Below are 24,183 nucleotides of genomic sequence, written 5' to 3'. Positions count from 1 at the left end.
ATAAAACAAAAAACACTTGAAAAAACGTTCTTGCAAGTGTTTAATTAATTATTTTTATCCCAATAATCTGTATCGTTTATTTAGGACTAGACAAAAAAAAAGCAATAATTACATTTACTTTCTTCTTTAAAGCATTAGATCTTCTTAATTACATAAGTAACAATCCCCCAAATTATGAGTTCGTTTTCATCGGTAATTTTTATAGGAGGATACTCTTTGTTTTCAGGCATTAGATACAAACAGTCTTTCTCTAATTGAATTCGTTTGACTGTAAATTCGCCGTCAACAAAACAGACTGCAATTTTAGCGTTTGTAGGTTCCAAGCTCCTATCAACAACTAGTACGTCTTTATCTTCTATTCCTGCATCAATCATAGAATTACCTTTGACTTTAATGTAGAAGGTAGCCAGTGGATTCTCACTCAATTCTTTATTTAGATCAATGTTATTTTCTATAAAATCTGCTGCAGGTGAAGGAAAACCTGCAGAAACCCCATCAGGAATAAAAGGAATTCTCAAATCACTTTCATAATCAGGTTTATAGAAATTTAGTTTAGATTGTTTCTTAGCAGACATTTATTTCAAGAATAGTATTAAAATTAGTAGTGTATTTGGGTGATAAATGATTTTGTTTCATATCCCACGTTAAATTCAAATTTTGAGTGCCCAGCTTTACTTTCGAGTGCCCTATTTTCTTATTGAGCTTATCAATCGTTTTCATCAATACTAAGTGTTTTGGATTTTCATCGTCAAAGAGTTGAAATTGTTTTTTATCGTCGTCAATGAGTTCTCCTAATACAACACCTGCTTTTTTGAAACGAAGATTTTCATTTCCTTTGTGCAATTTTTTAAATAAATCTACTGCAGCATTGGCAATAGTCAAACTAGAATTGGTAGCAAACGGCAAGTGAATAGCAGCATTAAAATAATATTTAGTAGTATCTACACTATGCTTATCTATTAGTAACATCACTATAATGGTATGACAACAAGATTTTTGACGTCGTAATTTTTCGGCACAAACAACTGCAAAAGTGGTTATTCTTTCTCGTAGTAAATCATAATCGACAAGTTGCTTAGGAAAACTACGAGTCACTGTAATAGATTTTTGTTGTTCCACAATTGGTTCCAACTCCAACACCGAATTTCCTTCAAGTTCATATTTTAACCTCATTCCAATCACTCCCATTTCTTTCTTTATCCAAACCGCATGTTCCGTTTGAATAAAATCATAGGCCGTATGAATGTTTCGAGCTTTTACTTTTTTAATAGTACGATACCCAATTCCCCAAACATCTTCAATTTTTGTCCATTTTAAGGCTTTGATACGTTTTTCGTCAGTATCAATAACATAAACACCTCCTGTCCTATCTTGAAATTTCTTAGCAATTTTATTAGCGACCTTAGACAATGCTTTGGTATGAGCATACCCAATGCAAACGGGAATCCCAACCCATTTCTGCACTCTTTTTTTTATTTGAATTCCGTAATCATGATAATCTTCAATAGTGAGTCCATCAAAATTCAAAAATGCTTCATCAATACTATAAATTTCAAGATTAGGAGTAAATTGTTCTAATATCGCCATCACTCTTCGGCTCAAATCACCATAAAGTGCATAATTAGATGAAAAAATATGAACTTGATGTTGTTCAACGATTGATTTAATTTGAAATGCTGGCGCTCCCATAGGAATTCCAACTGCTTTAGCTTCGTTGCTACGCGCAATCACACAACCATCATTATTAGACAATATAGCAACAGGCTTTCCGTTCAATTCTGGACGAAAAACACGTTCACAGGAAGCATAAAAATTATTACAATCTACTAGTGCATACATAATACAAAACTACACAAACAACAGTCATTGCATGCAGGTTGAATTGTTAATTTTTGAAGTTGTTAATAACTCACTATGACGATCAAAATAAATTTCAGATACAAAAGGCATCAAAACAAAACCCCAAAAATCAAGCGATTTTTGGGGTTTTACATTTTATATAAAAACTTATTTTTTGTTTTATTAATTATTCACCAATGCATCTTTTTTCCAGCTTTTTACCGCTACTACTCTGTTGTTCGAATAATCTACTTCGTTCAACATTCCTTGAGACCAATGAAACCATTTTCCAACTTTTTCGCCATTATTATATTCTGCTATAGCTATTTTCTTTCCATTTTCATCATAAGAAACCCATTCTCCTTGTAATTTCCCGTCTTTGAACGCTCCTTTTTGTTGTACTTGACCATTATCATAATAGTAAGTTGCCAAAACCATATTATCTTTAATAACTTCCAATTTTGGTTTTCCTTCGTTTGCGAATAACATTCCTGAAATAAGCATTGCTCCTAATATGATATATTTTTTCATAGTCTAAATGGTTTAATTTATTTATTGATTCAAATATAAAAACAATTTTTACATTAAAAAAACAATTTGGTAACAATTTGATAACATTGATTAAAACTTAACATTGGAATTAAGTTTTAAAACAAAAAAGACTTCCGCACCTTTTTACGAAAGTCTTTTTCAATTTAAAACAAACTATTTGCTAATCTTCATTTACGATAGGATCTCGTTTCCAGTTTCTTACAGAGGTAACTTTGTTACTCGCATAATCAACTTCATTCAATGATTTACTATTCCAGTAAAACCATTTCCCAACCTTTTGACCTTTATCATAAGTAGCAGTAGCTGTTTTATTTCCATCTAAATCATATGAAATCCATTCTCCTTGAAGTTGTCCATTTTTAAAGAAGCCTTCTTGCATTACTTTTCCGTTATCATGATAATAGGTAGCCTTTACTTGTTTTCCAACAACTTCTAATTTTGGCTTTATACCTTGTGAGAATACCATTCCAGAAATCAACAATAGCGTTAATAATATATATTTTTTCATCTTTTAAAGCTTTAGTGGTTATATTAACAAATATACGGCCTTAGTTTACATTAAAAAAACAATTTGATAACAATTTGATAACATATATAAAAACTTAACATTGAAAATAATGACTATCATCGAAAAGGCTAACAAAAAAATCCAAAACACAATCCTATCTTCATAATTAGTCCTAAATTTGCACCCGTGTCCAAAAAGACAAATAATCTAAAATTTTGATATGTATAGAAGTCATAATTGCGGCGAACTCAACGCCTCACATATAAACACAGAAGTTACGCTTGCAGGTTGGGTACAAAAATCTAGAAACAAAGGTTTTATGAACTGGGTAGATCTGAGAGACCGTTACGGTATTACTCAACTGGTTTTTGATGAAGGTCGTACCGATAAAACGGTATTCGAATTAGCAAAAACCTTAGGACGTGAATTCGTTATTCAAATTAAAGGTAAAGTTATTGAGCGTGAAGCCAAAAACAAAAACATCCCTACAGGAGAAATCGAAATATTAGTTACTGAATTAAACATCCTTAATGCGGCACTAACCCCTCCTTTCACTATTGAAGACGAAACTGATGGTGGTGAAGACATCCGCATGAAATATCGTTACTTAGATATTAGAAGAAATCCAGTAAAAAACAGTTTATTATTCCGTCACAAAGTAGCAATGGAGGTACGAAAGTATCTTTCTGATTTGGATTTCTGTGAAGTAGAAACACCCTATTTAATTAAATCAACTCCTGAGGGAGCAAGAGACTTTGTTGTTCCATCACGAATGAATGAAGGTCAATTTTACGCTTTACCACAATCTCCACAAACTTTCAAACAATTATTGATGGTCGGCGGAATGGATAAGTATTTTCAGATTGTAAAATGTTTCCGTGACGAAGATTTACGTGCCGACAGACAACCCGAATTTACACAAATCGATTGCGAAATGGCTTTCGTAGAACAAGAAGATATTTTGAATATTTTCGAAGGACTAACTCGTCATTTATTAAAAGAAATTAAAGGTATTGAAGTAGATAAATTCCCAAGAATCACCTATGACTATGCCATAAAAACCTACGGAAATGACAAACCAGACATTCGTTTTGGGATGAAATTCGGGGAACTAAATGAAGTAGCACAACACAAAGAATTCCCCGTATTTAATGCTGCCGAATTGGTAGTTGGAATTGCGGTTCCAGGAGCAGGAAATTATACCCGAAAAGAGATCGACACCTTAATCGAATGGGTAAAACGTCCACAAGTAGGTGCATCCGGAATGGTATATGTAAAATGTAATGAAGATGGAACTTACAAATCATCTGTAGACAAATTCTATGATCAAGACGATTTGGCAAAATGGGCAACCATCACCGGCGCTGAAGCTGGAGATATGATTTTGGTATTATCTGGACCCGCCAATAAAACAAGAGCTCAACTATCTGCATTGAGAATGGAATTAGCAACACGCTTAGGATTAAGAAATCCGGCAGAATTTGCTCCACTATGGGTAGTAGACTTCCCTTTATTAGAATTCGACGAAGAAAGCGGACGCTATCACGCTATGCACCACCCATTTACATCACCTAAACCCGAAGACATGCATTTACTGGAAACTGATCCAGGAGTTGTTCGTGCCAATGCTTATGATATGGTACTGAATGGAAATGAAATCGGAGGAGGTTCTATTCGAATTCATGACAAAGAAACTCAAAAGTTAATGTTTAAGTACCTAGGATTTAGCGACGAAGATGCTAAAGCACAATTTGGATTCTTGATGGATGCTTTTCAATATGGAGCACCACCTCACGGAGGATTGGCTTTTGGATTAGATCGTTTAGTAGCAATTTTAGGCGGACAAGAAACCATAAGAGATTTTATTGCTTTTCCAAAAAACAACTCAGGAAGAGATGTCATGATTGATGCTCCATCAGCAATAGACAAAACACAGTTAAAAGAATTACACATTCAACTGGGTCTATAAAATTGAAAACACTATTTGAAAACAAATTTCAAAATAGCCCTCTTACATTTATAAAACAAAAACCGAATCTTAATTCAAACTGGAGTAAGATTCGGTTTTTATTTTTATAGAAAATACTACAGCCAATTATTTTTAGATAAATAACTAAACACACACCACTATCAAACACCCTGTCAAACAACTATAAACGACAAAAAGTTTCCTAATTCTAATAAACTTACTTAATAAATGTACTTGAAACAAAAAAACCTATAAAAACATAATTTTAAAAAAATCATATTAAAAAAGAAAAAAAGAAGATAAATAACACAACAAAAGACAAAATAAGCACCCAAAAAAATGTATTTAATAGATAACAAACAGTCTCCCCATAACAGAATACGCTGAAAATCAATTATTTTTGCAAAAAAACACACATTTGTAGTGTTCGTATTATATTAAATATTACATTTGCCACATTATAAATTATTATTACTATTACAATGCGTACAGGTACAGTTAAATTTTTCAATGAGTCTAAAGGTTACGGATTCATTACAGACGAAGAAACAGGAAAAGACATTTTCGTTCACGCTTCAGGAATCAACGCGGAAGAATTACGCGAAGGTGACAGAGTAAGTTACGAAGAAGAAGAAGGAAGAAAAGGTAAGGTTGCAGCTCAAGTAGCAGTTATCTAAGAATAAAATTAATTTTTTATTACCAAAGAATGCTTAAAAACGTTCCAACATATGTTGGGACGTTTTTTTTTACCTAATTTAAAATTAATACGAAAAAACCCTTAAGTAGAAAAATTATAAATAGCGTAAAAATTGGCAAAATTTTACAACTTAATCCATTTCTAATGTTGTGTTTTCGCTTACTGAGTCCTATCTTTGCGACTATATTAAATAAAAATATAACAAAAATATGCTTACCGATCAATCAAACTACATTCCAATCCTAATGCAATGCTTATTAGCAGTAGGTTTTGTTGCCGGAACCATAGTTGTTTCTGGAAAACTGGGACCAAAAAGAAGATCTGAGAAAAAGAATATCAACTTTGAGTGTGGTATAGAATCCGTAGGTAATGCACGTATTCCTTTCTCAGTAAAATATTTCTTGGTAGCTATATTATTTGTTTTGTTTGATGTAGAAGTTATCTTCTTATATCCTTGGGCAATTAATTTCAAAGAACTAGGAATAGAAGGATTAATAAAAATGATCATATTCATGCTTTTACTCTTGGTTGGATTTTTCTATATCATCAAGAAGAAAGCCTTGGAGTGGGAATAAAACTTGTATCTCAGTAGTGATGAGAATAAAATCAAGAATTACGATTTATAAATGATTCCGTTTTAGGTTTAATCCTAAATCTAAATCCTAAATCTAAAAAATAAAATGACTGAATCTAAAACAAATATGGTTGCGCCACCAGAAGGCGTGGTTGGAGAAGGTTTTTTTGCAACCAAGCTAAATGATGTGGTTGGATTGGCTAGAGCCAATTCTCTTTGGCCTTTACCCTTTGCAACTTCATGTTGTGGTATAGAGTTCATGGCAACTATGGCTTCACATTATGATTTAGCTCGATTTGGCTCTGAACGTGTAAGTTTCTCTCCACGACAAGCAGATATGTTGATGGTAATGGGAACTATTTCAAAAAAAATGGGGCCAATTTTACGTCAAGTATATGAGCAAATGGCAGAACCTCGTTGGGTAATTGCCGTTGGAGCATGTGCCTCCTCAGGGGGTGTTTTTGACACTTACTCTGTTTTGCAAGGTATTGACAAAGTGATTCCCGTAGATGTATATGTACCCGGATGCCCACCACGACCAGAACAAATTGTCGATGGAGTAATGAAATTACAAGAATTAGTAAAGTCAGAATCTGTACGACGCAGAAGTTCTCCAGAATACCAAGAATTATTAGCTTCATATAATATCAAATAATTACAATGGCATTAGAAACAGCTCAAATTCAAGACAAATTATCAGCTACTTTCAGCGATATCCCTTTTATATTCAGACAAGAAAGAGATATACTATCCGTGGAGGTTCCTGCTGAAAAAATAAGTGCTATAATTCTTTTTTTGAAAAATGATACCGAATTGCGTTTTCACTTTCTAACCGATTTATGTGGAGTACATTACCCAGATAATGAAGAAGAGAGACAAATGGCAATTGTTTACCATATGCACAACTGGTATGAAAATACTAGAATTAGAATTAAAACCTTCATCAACGGACAAAACCCAGAAATTAAAACAATAAGCACTATTTTCCCTTCAGCCAATTGGATGGAAAGAGAAACTTATGATTTTTATGGTGTTGACTTTGTTGGACATCCACAGTTGAAAAGAATTTTAAACATGGATGAAATGGTATCTTTTCCAATGCGAAAAGAATTCCCATTAGAAGATGGCGGACGAACCGATAAAGATGACCGTTTCTTTGGAAGAACTGCTAGTAATAACTAGAAAACATAAAAAATATAATTTTTCACATACTATAAATGTCAGAACTATTATTACCACCAGAGCATCGCTATGCTAAAATAATGAAAGAGAAACTAAATGAGGATGGAAGTGAGCTTTCAATTCTGAATTTAGGGCCAACTCATCCAGCAACACACGGGATTTTTCAAAATATCTTGTTGATGGATGGAGAACGCATTATAGAAGCGGAACCAACAATTGGATATATTCATCGTGCGTTTGAAAAAATTGCTGAAAATCGTCCTTTTTACCAAATTACTCCACTTACTGACCGAATGAACTATTGCTCCTCTCCTATCAACAATATGGGATGGTGGATGACTTTAGAAAAACTTTTAGGAGTTGAAGTTCCGAAACGTGCGCAATACTTACGTGTTATCGTAATGGAATTAGCAAGGATTACAGACCATATTATTTGTAACTCTATTCTTGGTGTAGATACTGGAGCTTATACTGGTTTCTTATATGTTTTTCAATTTAGAGAAAAAGTATATGAAATCTACGAAGAAATTTGTGGTGCTCGTTTGACTACAAATATGGGTCGAATTGGTGGTTTCGAAAGAGATTGGACTCCAAAGGCATTCGAATTATTAAATACATTCCTTGAAGAATTCCCTCCAGCTTGGAAAGAATTCGAAAACCTATTCGAAAGAAACAGAATTTTTATTGATAGAACAGTAAATGTAGGACCAATTACTGCTGAAAAAGCAATGGCTTACGGATTTACAGGTCCAAACTTGCGTGCAGCTGGTGTCGATTATGATGTACGTGTTGCACAACCTTACAGCTCTTACGAAGATTTCGATTTTGAAATTCCAGTAGGGAAATCAGGTGATACTTACGACCGTTTTTGTGTTCGTAATGCCGAGGTTTGGGAAAGTTTAAGTATCATTCGTCAAGCTTTGGCTAAAATGCCAGCTGGAAACGAATATCATGCTGAAGTTCCTGATTATTACCTTCCTCCAAAAGAAGATGTTTATCACAATATGGAGTCTTTAATTTACCATTTCAAAATTGTTATGGGTGAAGTTCCTGTTCCAGTTGCAGAGATTTATCATCCTGTTGAAGGTGGTAATGGTGAATTAGGATTCTATCTAATTACTGACGGAAGTCGTACCCCTTACCGCTTGCACTTTAGAAGACCTTGTTTTATCTACTACCAAGCCTATCCGGATATGATAAAAGGTGCTTTGTTATCCGATGCAATTGTTATTCTTTCGAGTTTAAATGTAATTGCTGGAGAATTAGACGCATAAAAAATTTCAGATTGCAGATTAACGATTTTTGATCGCAGATTTAAAAGAAAATGGAAAAAACACATTACAAACAAGAAATAAACATTACTCCTGAATTAATGGCACGTATCAATGAATTGATAAGTCATTATCCAGCAGACAAACGTAAATCAGCCTTATTGCCTGTTTTGCATGAAGCACAAGATGCACATGAAAACTGGTTAAGCATTGAATTACAGGATAAAGTTGCCGAAATTTTACATATTAAACCAGTAGAAGTTTATGAGGTCGTTACATTTTATACAATGTACAACCGCAGACCTATTGGAAAATACATGTTTGAATTTTGCCAAACTTCTTCTTGTTGCTTGAGAGGAACAGAAGATTTAATGGATTATACTTGTGAAAAACTAGGTGTAAAAATAGGAGAACCAACTTCTGATGGACTTTTTGAAGTACGTGGTGTAGAGTGCTTAGGCGCTTGTGGTTACGCTCCAATGATGCAATTAGGTGATTTTTATAAAGAACATTTGACCAGAGATAAAATCGATCAAATTATTGACGATTGTAGAGATAATAAAATAATATTACACGATAAATAATATGTCAAAAAAAATATTATTAGAGAAAATCAACGTTCCAGGAATCAGAACTTACGAGGTTTATCGCAAAGAAGGTGGTTACGCCTCTGTTGAGAAAGCTTTGAAAGCCATGACTCCGGACGAAGTAGTTGAAGAAGTAAAAAAATCAGGACTTCGTGGTCGTGGTGGAGCGGGTTTTCCTGCTGGAATGAAATGGAGTTTTATTGACAAAAAATCAGGAAAACCAAGACATCTAGTATGTAACGCCGACGAATCTGAACCAGGAACTTTCAAAGATCGTTATTTGATGGAATTTCTTCCTCACTTATTGATTGAAGGAATGATTACTTCTAGTTTTGCTTTGGGAGCGAATCTATCCTATATATACATTCGTGGAGAATATATGTGGGTTTACAAAATATTAGAAAGAGCCATTGCTGAAGCGAAAGCAGCGGGGTGGTTAGGAAAAAACATCTTAGGATCTGGTTACGATTTAGAACTACACGTTCATTGTGGTGCCGGAGCTTATATTTGTGGTGAAGAAACGGCTTTGATCGAATCTTTGGAAGGAAAAAGAGGAAATCCACGTATCAAACCACCTTTTCCAGCAGTTTCTGGATTATGGGCCAACCCAACGGTTGTAAATAATGTGGAAACAATTGCTTCTGTGCCTTGGATTGTTAACAATTCAGGTGATGATTATGCAAAAATTGGAATAGGACGTTCTACTGGAACTAAATTAATTTCGGCTTCAGGACATGTAAAAAATCCTGGCGTTTACGAAATCGAATTAGGATTAACAGTAGATGAGTTTATGAACTCAGATGAATATTTGGGCGGAATGTATTCTGACAGACCATTAAAAGCTTTGATTCCTGGTGGATCATCGGTGCCAATTTTACCAGCTGATTTGATTTATAAAACAACTAACGGTGAAGATCGTTTGATGACTTACGAATCGTTAAGTGACGGTGGATTTGCAACAGGATCTATGTTGGGTTCGGGAGGTTTTATAGTTTATGACGACACTGCTTGTATCGTGCGAAATACTTGGAATTTTTCTCGTTTTTACCACCACGAAAGTTGTGGTCAATGTACGCCTTGCCGTGAGGGAACTGGATGGTTGGAGAAAGTTTTATGGAGAATTGAAAACGGTCAAGGACGTGAAGAAGATATCGAATTGCTATGGAGTATTCAATCTAAAATTGAAGGAAATACGATTTGTCCATTAGGTGACGCGGCTTCGTGGCCAGTAGCAGCAGCTATTCGTCATTTTAGAGAAGAATTTGAATATCACATTCGTTTCCCTGAAAAAATTAAAAATAGAAATCACTTTGTAGCAGAACCATTTTCGCAAGTAAAGCATTTGGTAACGAAACAAACGGTATAAAATAGTTTCAAGTTTCAAGTTTTTTTAGTTTCACGTCCCGCACCTGAAACTTTAAACCTTAAACTAAAAAAACAAAAATTACGATGAAAGTAACAATAGACGGTCAAGAGATTGAAGTTGAAGCAGGAACAACCATCTTGCAAGCAGCACGTAAGTTAGGTGGAGAATCTGTTCCGCCAGCGATGTGCTATTATTCAAAACTAAAAGGGAGCGGTGGAAAATGCCGTTGTTGTTTGGTTGAAGTTGCAAAAGGAAGTGATGCTGACCCAAGGCCGATGCCAAAATTAATGGCTTCGTGTGTTACAGGTTGCATGGACGGAATGGAAATCAATAGTAAAAACTCAGACAGAGTGCGTGAAGCAAGAGAATCTGTTACGGAGTTTTTGTTAATCAACCACCCGTTGGATTGTCCAGTTTGTGATCAAGCAGGAGAATGTGATTTGCAGAATCTAAGTTTTGAGCACGGGAAATCAAAAACTCGTTTTATCGAAGAAAAAAGAACATTTGAACCAGAAGATATTGGTCCGAATATTCAACTGCATATGAACCGTTGTATTTTATGTCAAAGATGTGTGCAAGTTGCCGATCAATTGACAGATAACAGAGTACACGGAGTAATGGACAGAGGAGATCACGCGAATATTTCGACTTGTATTTCTAAAGCCATTGACAATGAATTTTCAGGAAACATGATTGATGTGTGCCCAGTTGGTGCTTTGACAGATAAAACTTTCCGTTTCAAATCGAGAGTTTGGTTTGACAAACCTTATAATGCACACAGAGAATGTACGACTCCAGGATGTTGTGGAAAAACAACACTTTGGATGTTTGGTGAAGAAATTCAGCGTGTTACAGGTCGTAAAGATGAGTACCATGAAGTAGAAGAATTCATTTGTAACAGTTGTCGTTTTGACCACAAACAACCCTCTGACTGGGTTATTGAAGGACCAAGAAAATTCGAAAAAGATTCGGTTATCAATCAAAATAATTACACTCAAAAATTAGAAACGGTAACAATCAATACTGAAGAAGGAATTTTAAAAGGTAGAGAAGGCGACCGTAAAAAAATTAGTATGTCTGAGATTGGTTATGATGAAAAAATTGACGGTCAAAAATTAAATTCTGATAAATAATGGATAGTGCATTTATAATAGAAAAAAGCATCGTTATCCTAGTAGTATTTGCAATTACAATGGTAATGGCAATGTATTCTACTTTGGCAGAGCGTAAAGTTGCCGCTTGGTTACAAGACCGTATTGGTCCAAACAGAGCTGGTAAAGGTGGAATTCTTCAACCTCTTGCTGATGGTTTGAAATTGTTTGCAAAAGAAGAATTTGAACCAAATACTCCTAACTTGTTTTTGTTTTACGTAGGCCCAGCAATTGCCATGAGTACCGCATTAATGACAAGTGCTGTTATACCTTGGGGAGATAAAATTCATGTATTTGGTAGAGATGTTATCTTGCAAGCAACAGATATTGACGTTGCTTTATTATACGTTTTTGGAGTAATATCTTTAGGAGTTTACGGAATCATGATTGGTGGATGGGCATCAAACAACAAATTCTCTTTGATTGGAGCGGTTCGTGCAGCTTCACAAATGGTCTCTTATGAAGTAGCCATGGGATTATCAATCATCGCTCTGTTGATGATGACAGGAACATTGAGTTTGAGAGAAATTGCAGCACAACAATCTGGAATGAATTGGAATGTATTTTACCAACCGCTTTCATTCTTTATCTTTTTGATATGTGCTTTCGCAGAAACAAACAGAACACCATTTGACTTAGCAGAATGTGAAACTGAATTAATTGGAGGTTACCATACCGAATATTCATCGATGAAAATGGGTTTCTATCTTTTTGCTGAATATGCAAATATGTTTATCTCTTCTACAATTTTAGCTGTATTGTTCTTTGGAGCATATAACTATCCTGGAATGCAATGGGTTGTTGAAAACTGGGGGGTAAATATTGGAAACGTAATCGGAATTGGAGTATTATTTGCAAAAATATGTTTCTTCATCTTTTTCTATATGTGGGTAAGATGGACGATTCCAAGATTTAGATACGATCAATTGATGCATTTGGGATGGAGAATATTAATTCCATTATCAATATTTAATATCATTATTACTGGTATTGTGATATTAAGAGCAGAGATTGCAGTGTTTTTGGGATTTTAATAAATGATTGAAAAACATATAAGTTTTTTAAATCCTATAAGAGATATAAGAACATTTAAGTTGTGAAGATTTAAAAATAGATCTTGAAATTGAAATTTAAATATAATTAATAGCACAATGCCCTAGCCCTGATAGAAGCGACATCCTGTTGTGAAGCGATAGTGGAACAATAGATATAGCGGATAGCAGGAATAGCTACAAAAAAATAAATTAAACAAAAATGGCAATAGAAACCATATCCTTATCGGGAAGAAAAAAGCAAGTCTCGCACAAAGAGATGAGTTTTTTGGAACGGATGTACATCATTGCAATCTTTAAGGGATTGTGGATTACACTAAAGCATTTGTTCTCCAGAAAAGTTACGATTCAGTATCCTGAACAAGTACGTGAAATGAGCCCTGTGTATCGTGGACAACACCAGTTGAAACGCGATGAGCAAGGTAGAGAAAACTGTACTGCTTGTGGACTGTGTGCTTTGTCTTGTCCTGCAGAAGCTATTACTATGAAAGCGGCAGAACGTAAAGCGGATGAGAAACACTTGTACCGTGAGGAAAAGTATGCGGAAATATATGAAATCAATATGTTGCGTTGTATTTTTTGTGGTTTGTGTGAAGAGGCTTGTCCTAAGGATGCAGTTTATTTGACAACTTCAAAAGTATTGGTTCCTTCAAGCTATGAGAGAGAAGATTTCATCTTTGGAAAAGATAGATTGGTAATGCCACTTGATGTAGCAATGCAAAATACTCAACTTAAAAACGCTAATTAATGTCAACAGTACTTATTATATTTTGTGTTTTGTCTGCTATTACTTTGGCAACGGCTTTTTTGACCGTGTTTAGTAGAAGTCCGATTCACAGTGCGCTATACCTTGTAATTTGTTTTTTCTCGATTGCAGGTCATTACTTATTATTGAATTCCCAGTTTTTGGCAATTGTACACGTAATTGTCTATTCGGGAGCAATAATGATTTTGTTCTTGTTTACCATCATGTTAATGAATTTGAACGAAAAGAAAGAAGTGCATCGCCCAAGGATTACACGCTTGGGAGCTATTGTAGCTTTTAGTTTAATCTGTATTGTTTTGATACTAGTTTTCATTAACTCTAAGCCAATTGTTGGTGAATATACCTCTACAGGTGAAGATTACCAATCGATTAAAGTCCTTGGTAAAGTATTACTAAACGAATACATGGTTCCTTTTGAATTTGCTTCTGTATTACTTCTGGTAGCGATGATTGGTGCAGTATTATTGTCTAAGAAAGAAAAATCAGAAAACTAATATGAGTAATATTTTAAACGAAATAGGAATCGAGAATTATATTTTCCTTTCTGTAATACTTTTTAGTATTGGTGTATGTGGGGTTTTGTACAGACGAAATGCTATTATTGTATTTATGTCGATCGAAATTATGTTGAATGCGGTTAACTTGTTATTTGTAGCTTTTTCTACTTATCACCAAGATCCGCAAGGTCAAATTTTTGTATTCTTCTCGATGGCAGTTGCCGCTGCGGAAGTTGCTGTAGGACTAGCAATATTGGTTTCAATATTTAAGAACATGGGTACAATTAGTATCGATAAATTAAAAAATTTAAAAGGATAAACTATAATGGATACAAATTTAGCTTTACTCTTATTATTAGCTCCTTTTTTAGGGTTTTTATTTAATATTTTCTTCGGAAAAAGCATAGGCAAAACAGCTTCTGGAATACTAGGTACATTAACCGTAGCTCTATCATTTGCTGTTACTTTATGTTTCTTCACTCGCATTAACGCAAGTCAAGAAGCGATTCAGATTCAATTGTTTGATTGGATTCAGATTAGCAACTTCAAAGTAGAATTTGGTTTCTTATTGGACCAACTTTCAGTTCTATGGTTGTTGTTCGTTACCGGAATTGGTTCTTTGATTCACCTCTACTCTATCAGTTATATGCATGATGATGAGAATATGCACAAGTTCTTTGCGTATTTGAATCTGTTTATCTTCTTCATGATAACGTTGGTAATGGGTAGCAACCTATTGGTTTTGTTCATTGGTTGGGAAGGTGTTGGATTATGTTCTTATCTATTAATTGGATTTTGGCATAAAAACCAAGACTTCAACGATGCAGCTAAGAAAGCTTTTATCATGAACCGTATTGGAGATTTAGGATTGTTGATCGGGATATTCATCTTGGGATCGATGTTCTCAACTTTAGATTACAATAGTTTACAAGTTGCTATTTCAGGAGCGACAAACTTAGACGTAACTACTTTATCTATTGCTGCTTTTTGTCTATTTATTGGAGCTTGTGGAAAATCAGCACAAATTCCGTTATATACTTGGTTGCCGGATGCAATGGCTGGACCAACGCCTGTTTCGGCTTTGATTCACGCTGCAACCATGGTAACAGCAGGTATCTTTATGATTACGCGTTTGAATTATGTATTTGATTTGGCTCCAGATGTTCAAAACATCATCGCCATTGTTGGGGCAGTTACTTCATTGGTAGCGGCAACAATAGCATTGGTACAAACAGACATCAAAAAAGTATTAGCTTACTCTACCGTTTCTCAATTAGGTTTAATGTTTTTGGCATTAGGATTGGGCGCTTATGAAGTTGCAGTTTTCCACGTAATCACACATGCATTCTTCAAAGCTTGTTTGTTCTTGGGTTCTGGTTCTGTTATTCATGCTTTGCACGGAGAACAAGACATGCGCAAAATGGGTGGGTTGAAAAAATGGATGGGAGTTACTTTCTTCACCTTTTTAATTTCCTCATTGGCGATTTCAGGAATTCCTCCATTCTCAGGTTTCTTTTCGAAAGATGAAATTTTGATGGTGGCATTCGAGCATAATAAAATACTATGGTTTATTGCATCTTTGGCTTCGCTATTGACTGCTTTTTATATGTTCCGCTTGTTATACCTTACTTTCTTCAATGATTTTAGAGGTACTGAAAAACAAAAAAGTCATTTACATGAAAGTCCAGCTTTGATTACGTTTCCATTAATTATTTTGGCAATTTTAGCTGCAATAGGTGGATTGATTAGTTTACCTTCAAATAGTTGGCTGAACGGCTATCTGTCACCATTGTTTGCTAAAGAAGTACACGAAGCACATCACTTTGGGACACAAGAATACTCCTTAATGGCAATTGCTGTTATTGGTGGATTGGTTGGAATAGGAATTGCTTACTCTAAGTACTTGAAACAAAATCAAGTTCCAGAATCGGATGAAAGCATTACTGGTTTTGCCAAAACATTGTACAACAAATATTATGTAGACGAAGCGTATGATTTTATTTTTGTAAAATCTATCAATAGTTTATCTAACTTTTTCAGAGACCAAGTAGAAACTGGATTATCATCTGCCGTTTTGGGACTTGGTAAAATAACGAACGAATTAGGGTATCAAGGTAAAAAAATACAAAGCGGAAGTATTGGCTTGTATGTATTATTCTTTGTTTTGGGACTTTGTGCCATAGTAACCTACTTATTTTTAGCTCAATAATCATATATTATGAATGTATCTCTTCTATTAATAATTCTTTTAGTTGGTTCCTTTTTAACCTTTCTATCAGGCGATAAATTAGCATCAAAAGTAGCTTTACTTTTTAGCTTGGCAGCGCTAGGAATTAGCGTTGCATTACTTAACAGTTTTAACCTTGGTGAAAACATTAACTTTGTTGCACCATGGATTAATCAACCTAAAATCTCGTTTGCACTAGCAGCAGATGGTTTGTCTATAGCAATGTTGCTACTGACTACCGCTTTAACTCCAATTATTATTTTCTCTTCTTTTGGAACAGAATTTAAAAATGCCAAAAGTATTTACAGTTTGATTTTGTTTATGGCTTTTGCCATGGCTGGAACATTCTTGGCTGCTGACGGACTTTTATATTATATATTCTGGGAATTAGCGTTAATTCCAATTTACTTTATTGCTTTGATATGGGGGAATGGCGATGCTGAAGAACGCAAGAAAGCAGTCGTGAAATTCTTTATTTATACTCTAGCTGGTTCTTTATTCATGCTCGTTGCTTTTGTATATTTATACCAAAAAGCGGGAAGCTTCATGATTGAAGATCTATATGCACTTGATTTAACCAGTGAAGAACAAACATGGATTTTTGCCGCATTCTTTTTAGCGTATGCCATTAAAATACCATTAATTCCTTTTCATACATGGCAAGCGAAGGTGTACCAAAAAGCACCTACTGTTGGAACAATGTTACTTTCAGGTATCATGTTGAAAATGGGATTGTACAGTGTTATTCGTTGGCAATTGCCAATTGCACCAATTGCTGCAAAAGAGTATATGGATATCCTAATCGGAATAGGAATTGCAGGTGTTATCTACGGATCTATTGTAGCTTTACGTCAGAAAGACTTAAAAAAATTATTAGCTTACTCTTCTCTAGCACACGTTGGGTTGATTGCAGCAGGTGCTTATGCCTTGAATCTTGATGGTCTACGTGGTGCCGTTTTACAAATGATAGCACACGGTTTTGTAGTAGTTGGCTTGTTCTTTGTAGCTGAAATAATTTATAGAAGATATGAAACAAGAAATATTACCGAAATGGGTGGTATTCGTACTCAAACTCCCAAATTTGCTTCCTTGTTTTTAATTTTGGTTTTGGCATCGGTTGCCTTGCCAACGACCTTTAACTTTGTAGGTGAGTTTACTGTTTTATACAGTCTATCACAAATTAATGTTTGGTTTGCCGTTTTAGGTGGAACAACGATTATCCTTGGAGCATATTATATGTTGAAAATGTACCAACACGTAATGTTGGGTGAAACAAACGCTAAACCTTTTGCCGAAGTAAATTTCAACGAAGGATTAGCATTGGTTCTTATCGTTGCGGTATTGTTTGTTTTTGGATTGTTTCCAAAACCGATTAATGATTTGATAACACCGAGTTTAGAACATATCTTAACGGTGATTAATAGATAGATTTCAGATTGAAGAGTAACGATTTTTGATTTCAGATTAAGCGATTGAAAAAGAAAATACTCTTTTACAGAAGAATTAATATATAAAAATAAAAGATTTAGGTATTAAAACCAGAATCAAAAATTCAAACAATGAATACATTAATAGCTATAGTAGGACTAGGTATTTTATGCCTAATATTGGAGATTTTCGACTTTAGAAAAGCAATTATTCCAATTAGTATTATTGGATTGTTGGCTGTATTGGGATTGAATATCTCTGAATTCAATTCTCCAGCAGCTTATTACAATAATATGATTATCGTGAGCAAGTTTTCAACTTCGTTCTCTGCCTTGTTTATTGTTTTAACGATATTCTTGATTGCTTTGAGTCATAAATTCTATGAGCATCATCAAACGCAACTTTCTGACTTTATAGCTATCAAACTCTTTTTACTTTCTGGAGCAGTTGCCATGGTTTCTTTTGGAAATTTAGCGATGTTCTTTTTAGGAATCGAAGTATTGTCTATTTCCTTATATGTTTTAGCATCAAGCGATAGAAAAAATATTAAAAGTAATGAAGCGGGAATGAAATATTTCTTGATGGGATCATTTGCTTCTGGAATTATATTATTTGGAATCTGTTTGATCTACGGAGCAATGGGAACTTTTGATGTAACTGAAATAAGTGAATTATCTTACTCCGCAGAGTTACCTGTTTGGTTTCCTATCGGAATCATACTAGTGACTATTGGAATGTTCTTTAAAATTGCAGCAGTACCTTTCCACTTTTGGGCTCCAGATGTGTACGAAGGTTCTCCAGCATTGACAACTGCCTTAATGAGTACATTGGCCAAAGTGGTAGCCATTGCTACATTATTTAAACTATTAACAGCAATGAATGCAGAAATTTCGACTCAATTCCAATTGGTTATTGTAATTGTGTCAATGGCATCTATGACCGTTGGTAATATTATGGCGCTGCGTCAGGTAAATGTCAAACGTATGTTGGCCTTTTCAGGAATTTCACATGCAGGTTTCATGTTAATGACTTTATTGAATGTAACCAATGCAGCAGGAACTTTATTATATTATACCTCAGCTTATGCTTTGGCAGGTATCGCAGCCTTTAGTGTTATACTGTACGTTTGCTACAACAAGAATAATGAAGACATTAATAACTTCCATGGTTTAGGTAAAACAAACCCATTGTTGGCTGCTATATTAACAGCATCATTATTGTCTATGGCAGGTATTCCAATTTTTGCAGGTTTCTTTGCCAAATTGTTTTTATTCAATCAAACTATTCAGGCAGGATATATCTCGTTAGTAATTGTAGCAGTAATCAACTCCATCATCAGTGTAGGATATTATTTCAAACTAATCCTTGCGATGTACAACAAAGAACCCAACGAAACTAGAACAGCTACTCCGTTTGTTATCTATGCCGTTGCAGTAATTGCTATTGTGCTTAATATAGCATTAGGTTTCTTCCCATCATTAGTATTGGATTTATTAGCTTAAAACGTTTTATTCTGTTTTATAACAGGAACTCAATTATATTAAAGCAGCCGAAAATTATTTCGGCTGCTTTTTTTTATGAAATTTTAAAACGTTAAAATCAAAAATCCAATTTAAGAATTCGTCTTTCTCAATACCAGCTTTCGTATTTTTGCACCTTCAACAGCAAAACAACTATTTTGATTCGATTAAACTTCATAGGCAATTTTAGCGCACAAGGAAAGATTAAAAAAAGTTTTAGAAATGCCAAACATTCGTATTTGACTCGCATTCGTTGGGCAGTATCTTCTTTCTATTTTGGAATGGGACTATGTTTTGCTACTTGGGCAAGTAGAATTCCAGATATTAAAATAGCATTAGATTTGAGTCCAGCTGACCTTGGAAGCATCTTACTAGCGCTTCCATTAGGACAATTAACAATGATGCCTTTCTCGGGGAGGCTAGTCACTCGCTACGGTAGTCATCGACTGGTATTATTTTCCTTGATTATGTATGGTGCTTTTTTAACTTTTATGGGGTCTGCGACGACTTCTTGGCAATTGGCTTTTGGTTTGTACCTATTTGGAATGTGTGGTAATATGAACAGTATAGCTGCAAACACACAAGGTGTTTATACCGAAAAACTATTCAATAAAAACATTATGACCTCCTTTCATGGTGTCTGGAGTTTTGCAGGATTTACTGGGGCACTAATTGGTATCGCAATGTTGGCCTATAAGATGACACCTTTTCAACACTTTTCGATTGTAGCACTCCTAGTCTTAGTATTAGTGGGTTTCAATTACAAATACCTCATCAAAGCCAAAGAATATAAAAAGACAGACGAAAAGAAAAAATTGTTCACCAAACCAGACCCAGCATTACTTTCATTGGGGGTTATCGGTTTTGGTTGTATGGCTAGCGAAGGAATTATGTTCGACTGGAGTGGTGTCTATTTTGAAGAAATAGTAAAAGTCCCTGGGCCACTAATCGTTTTAGGTTACACGTCATTTATGATAATGATGGCCACCGGACGTTTCTTGGGAGATGGATTAATCACCAAATTTGGACGCAAAAAAGTAATTCAAATCAGCGGCTTACTGATTTCGACCGGATTGTTTACCGCTGTATTTTTCCCTTATTTAATTCCTGCCACAGCTGGTTTTATGTTAGTTGGACTAGGCGTTTCTACTATTGTCCCTACACTTTACAGTGTAGCTGGAAAAACTCCTCATATTCCTCCTGGCGAGGCCATTGCTATGGTCACTAGTGTAAGTTTTCTAGGTTTTTTGATAGGACCTCCTATTATTGGCTATACTGCTGAACTTTTTGGATTACGTTTTTCTTTTGCATTTATTGGCATATTCGGACTAATCATAGCGTTTTTGGTCTCTAGAGTTAAAGCTTTGCAATAGTCTAATCATCACCAAGTTTGAGAATTGTAATATCTATAGAATATCCGCTTTATGCCTCACAATTTTGACTAAAATAAATTCGGCTTGATTTATTTGGGCATTCCCTTCGGTCGGGCTATCCACACTCGCTTTATGGTTGCGCTATCGCTGCACCATAAGAGCTCAAACAATTGCTCCTATCCCTAATGCAAGAGTAGAAAAACTACACCATTCCATCACCTATACTTTATCTTTTAATGGGAAAAAGAAATTCAACGGAGCTCGTTTGAAATAATAAAAAATAGAAGTATTCAACAATCTTAATTCCGAAAAAGGAATATTTCTTGAACGCAGAGCCAAAAACATAGACAATGAAAAGCTAACAATAAAATTGATAAAACCAATCAAACCAATACCTACCAAAGACCAAAATAAAGACCAAAAATTTACTAAAAAATGATTACCATATAGCCCTAAAGCAAAGTTTCCGCTGGCAAAAGTAATGTGACGAATGTCTAAGGTAATTCCAAAAAACATTCCCACAGATGCCGTACTACCCAGAAAAACTCCAAACCACATATTGGAGATGACTCCTGCCCAATTGGCATCGACCCAATTGGAAATTTTTTTGGTTTTTTGAATCCCAAATGTTTGTTTCAAAAATGGATTTTCTTGAATTCGATAAGCAACCTGATAATGTTTATTTCTATTAGCTATATTTCCAGAAATAATTCCAGAAAAAAATAAATAAACTCCAGCAATAGCAGCATGAAAAATAGCGAATGAATGTATTGGATTTAAATCATTGATTAGTTTTCCGGCTCTCGCTTCGGCATAATTCACTCCCAAAACAACATCCAATATCCAAATTAAAAAAAGCGACACGGGAAAAGCAAAAAGAACATTACCTACAAATGCAATAAATTGCGTTCTAAAAATTCTAGCAAATAATTTGGCAAAAAGGGTATGTTTGTCTTTGGCTTGATTCTTTTTTTTCATGCCTTCATCCAAGGCTTGGGCAATAGTAGCAGCCGTCATTGCAGGTTGCTTAGTAGCTAATGTAAAACCCAATAAAAAAATAAGAATAAAACCCGAAGCATAATTCAAACTATAAAAAAAAGCATGTCCAAAAGCAGAGGTTTCTATTCGAGAAAATAGCAATTTAAACAAACATAAAAATCCCACTATAAATCCACCACCTATGGCTTTGTAGAACATAGAAAAATATTCTTTGTACCCATCTGTAATATACTTTTGACCTGATTTTGCTGTATGTTGCGTAATCTCGTATGATATTAATTGTGTACTTTCGAGAAAAAGCTTTCGGATATTATTTTTATAACAATTGTATCGAATGAGTTTTAGTAAAACCAGCGTACTATTTCTCTTTTTACCTTCTTCATTTTCCACCACTAAGAGCGGTAGTAATTCTCTAATACGAACTAACTGTTGCCTAATACGCAGTAGATTTTGGTTTACGGACAATGAAATTCCAAATTTCGAACTGTTTAAAAAAGCTTTGTCCACAAAATCATTGCATTGTTTATGAAGCAATAAAACTTGCTTATACACCAATTCGGTCGAAGGAATATAATGGCAATTATTGGCACGAACAATTACCTCCAACTGACTTAACTCTTTCTCAAAACCCAAAAATGGACTTTCGAAATTAGAATATTCCGGGACCATCTTGATCACGTCATTTTCAAGCGCTCTCCCACTCATTCTTTGAGCTAGAACTTGCATTGCAATTACAACTTCTGAAAAAGGGGTTTCTTGTTTTATATTTTCATAAATATCTGTAAAACCCAACAATTGATAAACGACAATTATTTGTTCATAAGGGATTTTATTAATCCAAATCGGATCGGTACTAAGATAAAAAACTTGATTTAATACAAATTGAAGTGTGCCTTTCTCAGGTTGGAAAGGCAAAAATTTCTCAAATAATCTTTTCTTTATTTCTTTGAAAAAATGGTTATCATTTAATATTCCCGAATCGGTCAACAATCTAGAGAATTTATTTTTGCTTATAACTGTTTTGAAATAATCTCTAAAAAGCGTGATGTAATTTGGATTACATTCCAAAAAATCTATGAATTCGGTCAAAAAAACCTGCTCCACTTGATTTGGTTTTTTGGGTCTAAAAACATGAATCAAATCGACAAGAAATAATAATTGTTCATCAGCATACATCCCCTTATCGAAATGATTCTCAAAGAGTTCCTTAATCGTTTTATCCTGTTGAAATTTGTGCCTTACATTCATATAGTGAAATGAATTAATTAGTATAAAAAATCAATTCTTTACTTGTTCGAAAGTATAAAATAAAACTATACAAACACTAGCATTTCAAACTAAATATTTATCATTAAATAACCCCATAAAAGACCTAATTCTCAATAAAAACAAGATTAAAATAAAAAAATAATAGCATTAAAAGAGGAAACAAAAGCCTTAGATAGGAATCGGAAACTACGTATACAACTTAACATTATTGTATTAAAAAATGGTAAAATTCTCGTCTAAAAAAGACGTCAATTTGATTAGTATAAAATAGATTATAGAAAGAGCTTCAATATCATAACCAAAATAGTTCCGATCATAAAATCATTTTCGGCTATTTTCTCATAAACATCTTTACTAAACATATACAATTTGGATGGTTTTTTGGAACCAGCCACCTTCCGTTTATCGTCAAGGGGCACAATGTAGGCTTTACTGATTGTTTTTTTTCTGAAATTTCTATTATCCAATTCAATGTTCAATACAATTTGAAAAGCAGTTTGCAATTCATTTAAAGTAAACTTGACCGGTACCAAATCAAACAAAATAGGTTCCGTAGTAATTTTAGATTTTAAATCTTCGTAACAATCGTTGATAATCAATTGGTGATCAAATCCAACCTCTGGTAAGGATTCTACTGGAAACCATCGGAAATTACTATTCTCGGCAAGTTCAATAGTGTTGATTGGCATGGTTAAGTAATATACTACGGTAATGGTTCGGGCTTCGCCACCACGACTACGTACCCATAATAAATCTTTATCCGATTTTACCCGTCTGTGACTTCCGTAGGTTCTAAATTGTTTTTTGTTGGCAAAATGATTGTTTGTGACTTCTATTAAAATTTTATCTGCCGATTGCCCTAAGCTGTTACTTTTAAATACGTGTTCGCCAGGCAAAACCCAATCATCAATTACGGGGTAATTTTCATTGTAGAGATTCAAGCTTCGTTTTTGAAGTAAAACGTTAAGATTCTCTGACCCTAGACCAAAAATGACACAATCAACCGATAAGTTATTTATTTTTCTAAAGTCCATATTTTGACATTCCTTTTGTCACACTTTTGTGCTGTACACAAATATAAAGATTTTTACTCTCTATAAAGAAAATTTAATGGTTTTTGACTAATGATTTTCGACCCAACTGCAAAGTGCAAAATGATGCAGACTAGAAACTTCATACGTACCCACTATTGTGCGTGAAGGATGGAAGCGACATCCTTTTTTGGGGCTTTTTCTGCCCCAAAAAAGATATAGTGTACAGCCGAGGGCACTGAAAAAGTCTTTCTAATAAATTGACACATAAAAAGGAGTAGATATCTATGGATTTCTACTCCTTTTTTCTTATATTTAAATCTAA

Annotated in this window: 23 protein-coding genes; 17 read left to right on the top strand and 6 right to left on the bottom strand. The window is 34.4% G+C overall.

Translation table 11 applies throughout. From position 1 onward, the window contains the following. Nucleotides 1-134 precede the first annotated feature (134 nt). From M2326_RS16235 to M2326_RS16220, 4 genes are all read right to left on the bottom strand, one after another. Nucleotides 135-575: a LexA family protein gene (locus M2326_RS16235; protein WP_264620595.1), complete on the bottom strand. Its 441-nt coding sequence runs from the start codon at nucleotides 573-575 to the stop codon at nucleotides 135-137. Beyond that, nucleotides 565-1,839, bottom strand: a complete 1,275-nt coding sequence (locus M2326_RS16230) for a Y-family DNA polymerase (protein WP_264620594.1) — start codon at nucleotides 1,837-1,839, stop codon at nucleotides 565-567. The genes M2326_RS16235 and M2326_RS16230 overlap by 11 nt, the downstream gene beginning before the upstream one ends. Nucleotides 1,840-2,022: 183 nt before the next feature. After that, the gene (locus M2326_RS16225) at nucleotides 2,023-2,370 is read right to left on the bottom strand and encodes a toxin-antitoxin system YwqK family antitoxin (RefSeq protein ID WP_264620593.1); all 348 of its coding nucleotides are present in this window, start codon (nucleotides 2,368-2,370) and stop codon (nucleotides 2,023-2,025) included. A gap of 181 nt (nucleotides 2,371-2,551) precedes the next feature. Further along, complete coding sequence (locus M2326_RS16220; RefSeq protein ID WP_264620592.1) at nucleotides 2,552-2,899, bottom strand: toxin-antitoxin system YwqK family antitoxin; 348 nt, start codon at nucleotides 2,897-2,899, stop codon at nucleotides 2,552-2,554. Nucleotides 2,900-3,119: 220 nt separating this feature from the next. On the opposite strand from M2326_RS16220, the gene aspS reads away from it, so the two are divergent. The 17 genes from aspS (at nucleotide 3,120) to M2326_RS16135 (ending at nucleotide 20,559) form a co-directional block, all read left to right on the top strand. Next, on the top strand, nucleotides 3,120-4,868 hold the full coding sequence (gene aspS, locus M2326_RS16215) for an aspartate--tRNA ligase (protein WP_264620591.1): 1,749 nt from the start codon (nucleotides 3,120-3,122) through the stop codon (nucleotides 4,866-4,868). A gap of 482 nt (nucleotides 4,869-5,350) precedes the next feature. Further along, nucleotides 5,351-5,545: a cold-shock protein gene (locus M2326_RS16210; protein ID WP_108739554.1), complete on the top strand. Its 195-nt coding sequence runs from the start codon at nucleotides 5,351-5,353 to the stop codon at nucleotides 5,543-5,545. Between the two features lie 229 nt (nucleotides 5,546-5,774). Beyond that, a complete protein-coding gene (locus M2326_RS16205; protein ID WP_264620590.1) occupies nucleotides 5,775-6,140 on the top strand; it encodes an NADH-quinone oxidoreductase subunit A in 366 nt (121 codons plus the stop codon). A 105-nt stretch (nucleotides 6,141-6,245) separates the two neighbouring features. After that, nucleotides 6,246-6,794 (top strand): NADH-quinone oxidoreductase subunit B, encoded by a 549-nt coding sequence (locus M2326_RS16200; protein WP_239863020.1) that lies wholly within the window; start codon nucleotides 6,246-6,248, stop codon nucleotides 6,792-6,794. Between the two features lie 5 nt (nucleotides 6,795-6,799). Next, nucleotides 6,800-7,321, top strand: a complete 522-nt coding sequence (locus M2326_RS16195) for an NADH-quinone oxidoreductase subunit C (RefSeq protein WP_264620589.1) — start codon at nucleotides 6,800-6,802, stop codon at nucleotides 7,319-7,321. 35 nt (nucleotides 7,322-7,356) lie between these two features. Beyond that, nucleotides 7,357-8,595 (top strand): NADH-quinone oxidoreductase subunit D, encoded by a 1,239-nt coding sequence (locus M2326_RS16190; RefSeq protein WP_264620588.1) that lies wholly within the window; start codon nucleotides 7,357-7,359, stop codon nucleotides 8,593-8,595. Nucleotides 8,596-8,645: 50 nt separating this feature from the next. Beyond that, nucleotides 8,646-9,176 (top strand): NADH-quinone oxidoreductase subunit NuoE family protein, encoded by a 531-nt coding sequence (locus M2326_RS16185; protein ID WP_264620587.1) that lies wholly within the window; start codon nucleotides 8,646-8,648, stop codon nucleotides 9,174-9,176. A gap of 1 nt (nucleotide 9,177) precedes the next feature. Beyond that, a complete protein-coding gene (nuoF, locus tag M2326_RS16180; protein ID WP_264620586.1) occupies nucleotides 9,178-10,545 on the top strand; it encodes an NADH-quinone oxidoreductase subunit NuoF in 1,368 nt (455 codons plus the stop codon). Nucleotides 10,546-10,628: 83 nt separating this feature from the next. Next, a complete protein-coding gene (locus tag M2326_RS16175; protein WP_264620585.1) occupies nucleotides 10,629-11,678 on the top strand; it encodes an NADH-quinone oxidoreductase subunit G in 1,050 nt (349 codons plus the stop codon). Beyond that, entirely contained in the window at nucleotides 11,678-12,730 is a 1,053-nt protein-coding gene (gene nuoH / locus M2326_RS16170) for an NADH-quinone oxidoreductase subunit NuoH (protein ID WP_264620584.1), read from the top strand. Before M2326_RS16175 ends, nuoH begins: the two co-directional genes overlap by 1 nt. Before the next feature lie 220 nt (nucleotides 12,731-12,950). Beyond that, the gene (locus M2326_RS16165; RefSeq protein WP_264620583.1) at nucleotides 12,951-13,496 is read left to right on the top strand and encodes a NuoI/complex I 23 kDa subunit family protein; all 546 of its coding nucleotides are present in this window, start codon (nucleotides 12,951-12,953) and stop codon (nucleotides 13,494-13,496) included. After that, the gene (locus M2326_RS16160; RefSeq protein ID WP_264620582.1) at nucleotides 13,496-14,008 is read left to right on the top strand and encodes an NADH-quinone oxidoreductase subunit J family protein; all 513 of its coding nucleotides are present in this window, start codon (nucleotides 13,496-13,498) and stop codon (nucleotides 14,006-14,008) included. Before M2326_RS16165 ends, M2326_RS16160 begins: the two co-directional genes overlap by 1 nt. A gap of 1 nt (nucleotide 14,009) precedes the next feature. Then, entirely contained in the window at nucleotides 14,010-14,330 is a 321-nt protein-coding gene (gene nuoK / locus M2326_RS16155) for an NADH-quinone oxidoreductase subunit NuoK (RefSeq protein WP_264620581.1), read from the top strand. 6 nt (nucleotides 14,331-14,336) lie between these two features. Continuing rightward, a complete protein-coding gene (nuoL, locus tag M2326_RS16150; RefSeq protein ID WP_264620580.1) occupies nucleotides 14,337-16,220 on the top strand; it encodes an NADH-quinone oxidoreductase subunit L in 1,884 nt (627 codons plus the stop codon). 9 nt (nucleotides 16,221-16,229) lie between these two features. Continuing rightward, entirely contained in the window at nucleotides 16,230-17,666 is a 1,437-nt protein-coding gene (locus M2326_RS16145; protein WP_264620579.1) for a complex I subunit 4 family protein, read from the top strand. Nucleotides 17,667-17,797: 131 nt separating this feature from the next. Beyond that, nucleotides 17,798-19,168: an NADH-quinone oxidoreductase subunit N gene (locus M2326_RS16140; RefSeq protein ID WP_264620578.1), complete on the top strand. Its 1,371-nt coding sequence runs from the start codon at nucleotides 17,798-17,800 to the stop codon at nucleotides 19,166-19,168. Nucleotides 19,169-19,344: 176 nt separating this feature from the next. Then, entirely contained in the window at nucleotides 19,345-20,559 is a 1,215-nt protein-coding gene (locus tag M2326_RS16135) for an MFS transporter (RefSeq protein WP_264620577.1), read from the top strand. Between the two features lie 219 nt (nucleotides 20,560-20,778). On the opposite strand, the gene M2326_RS16130 is transcribed toward M2326_RS16135, so the two are convergent. Then, nucleotides 20,779-22,806: a site-specific recombinase gene (locus tag M2326_RS16130; RefSeq protein ID WP_264620576.1), complete on the bottom strand. Its 2,028-nt coding sequence runs from the start codon at nucleotides 22,804-22,806 to the stop codon at nucleotides 20,779-20,781. Between the two features lie 293 nt (nucleotides 22,807-23,099). After that, entirely contained in the window at nucleotides 23,100-23,861 is a 762-nt protein-coding gene (locus M2326_RS16125; RefSeq protein WP_264620575.1) for an NUDIX hydrolase, read from the bottom strand. Between the last annotated feature and the right edge of the window lie 322 nt (nucleotides 23,862-24,183).

The organism is Flavobacterium psychraerolatum, assembly GCF_025960985.1.
Lineage (GTDB): Bacteria > Bacteroidota > Bacteroidia > Flavobacteriales > Flavobacteriaceae > Flavobacterium.
This window is presented reverse-complemented; position numbering and strand designations above follow the sequence as displayed.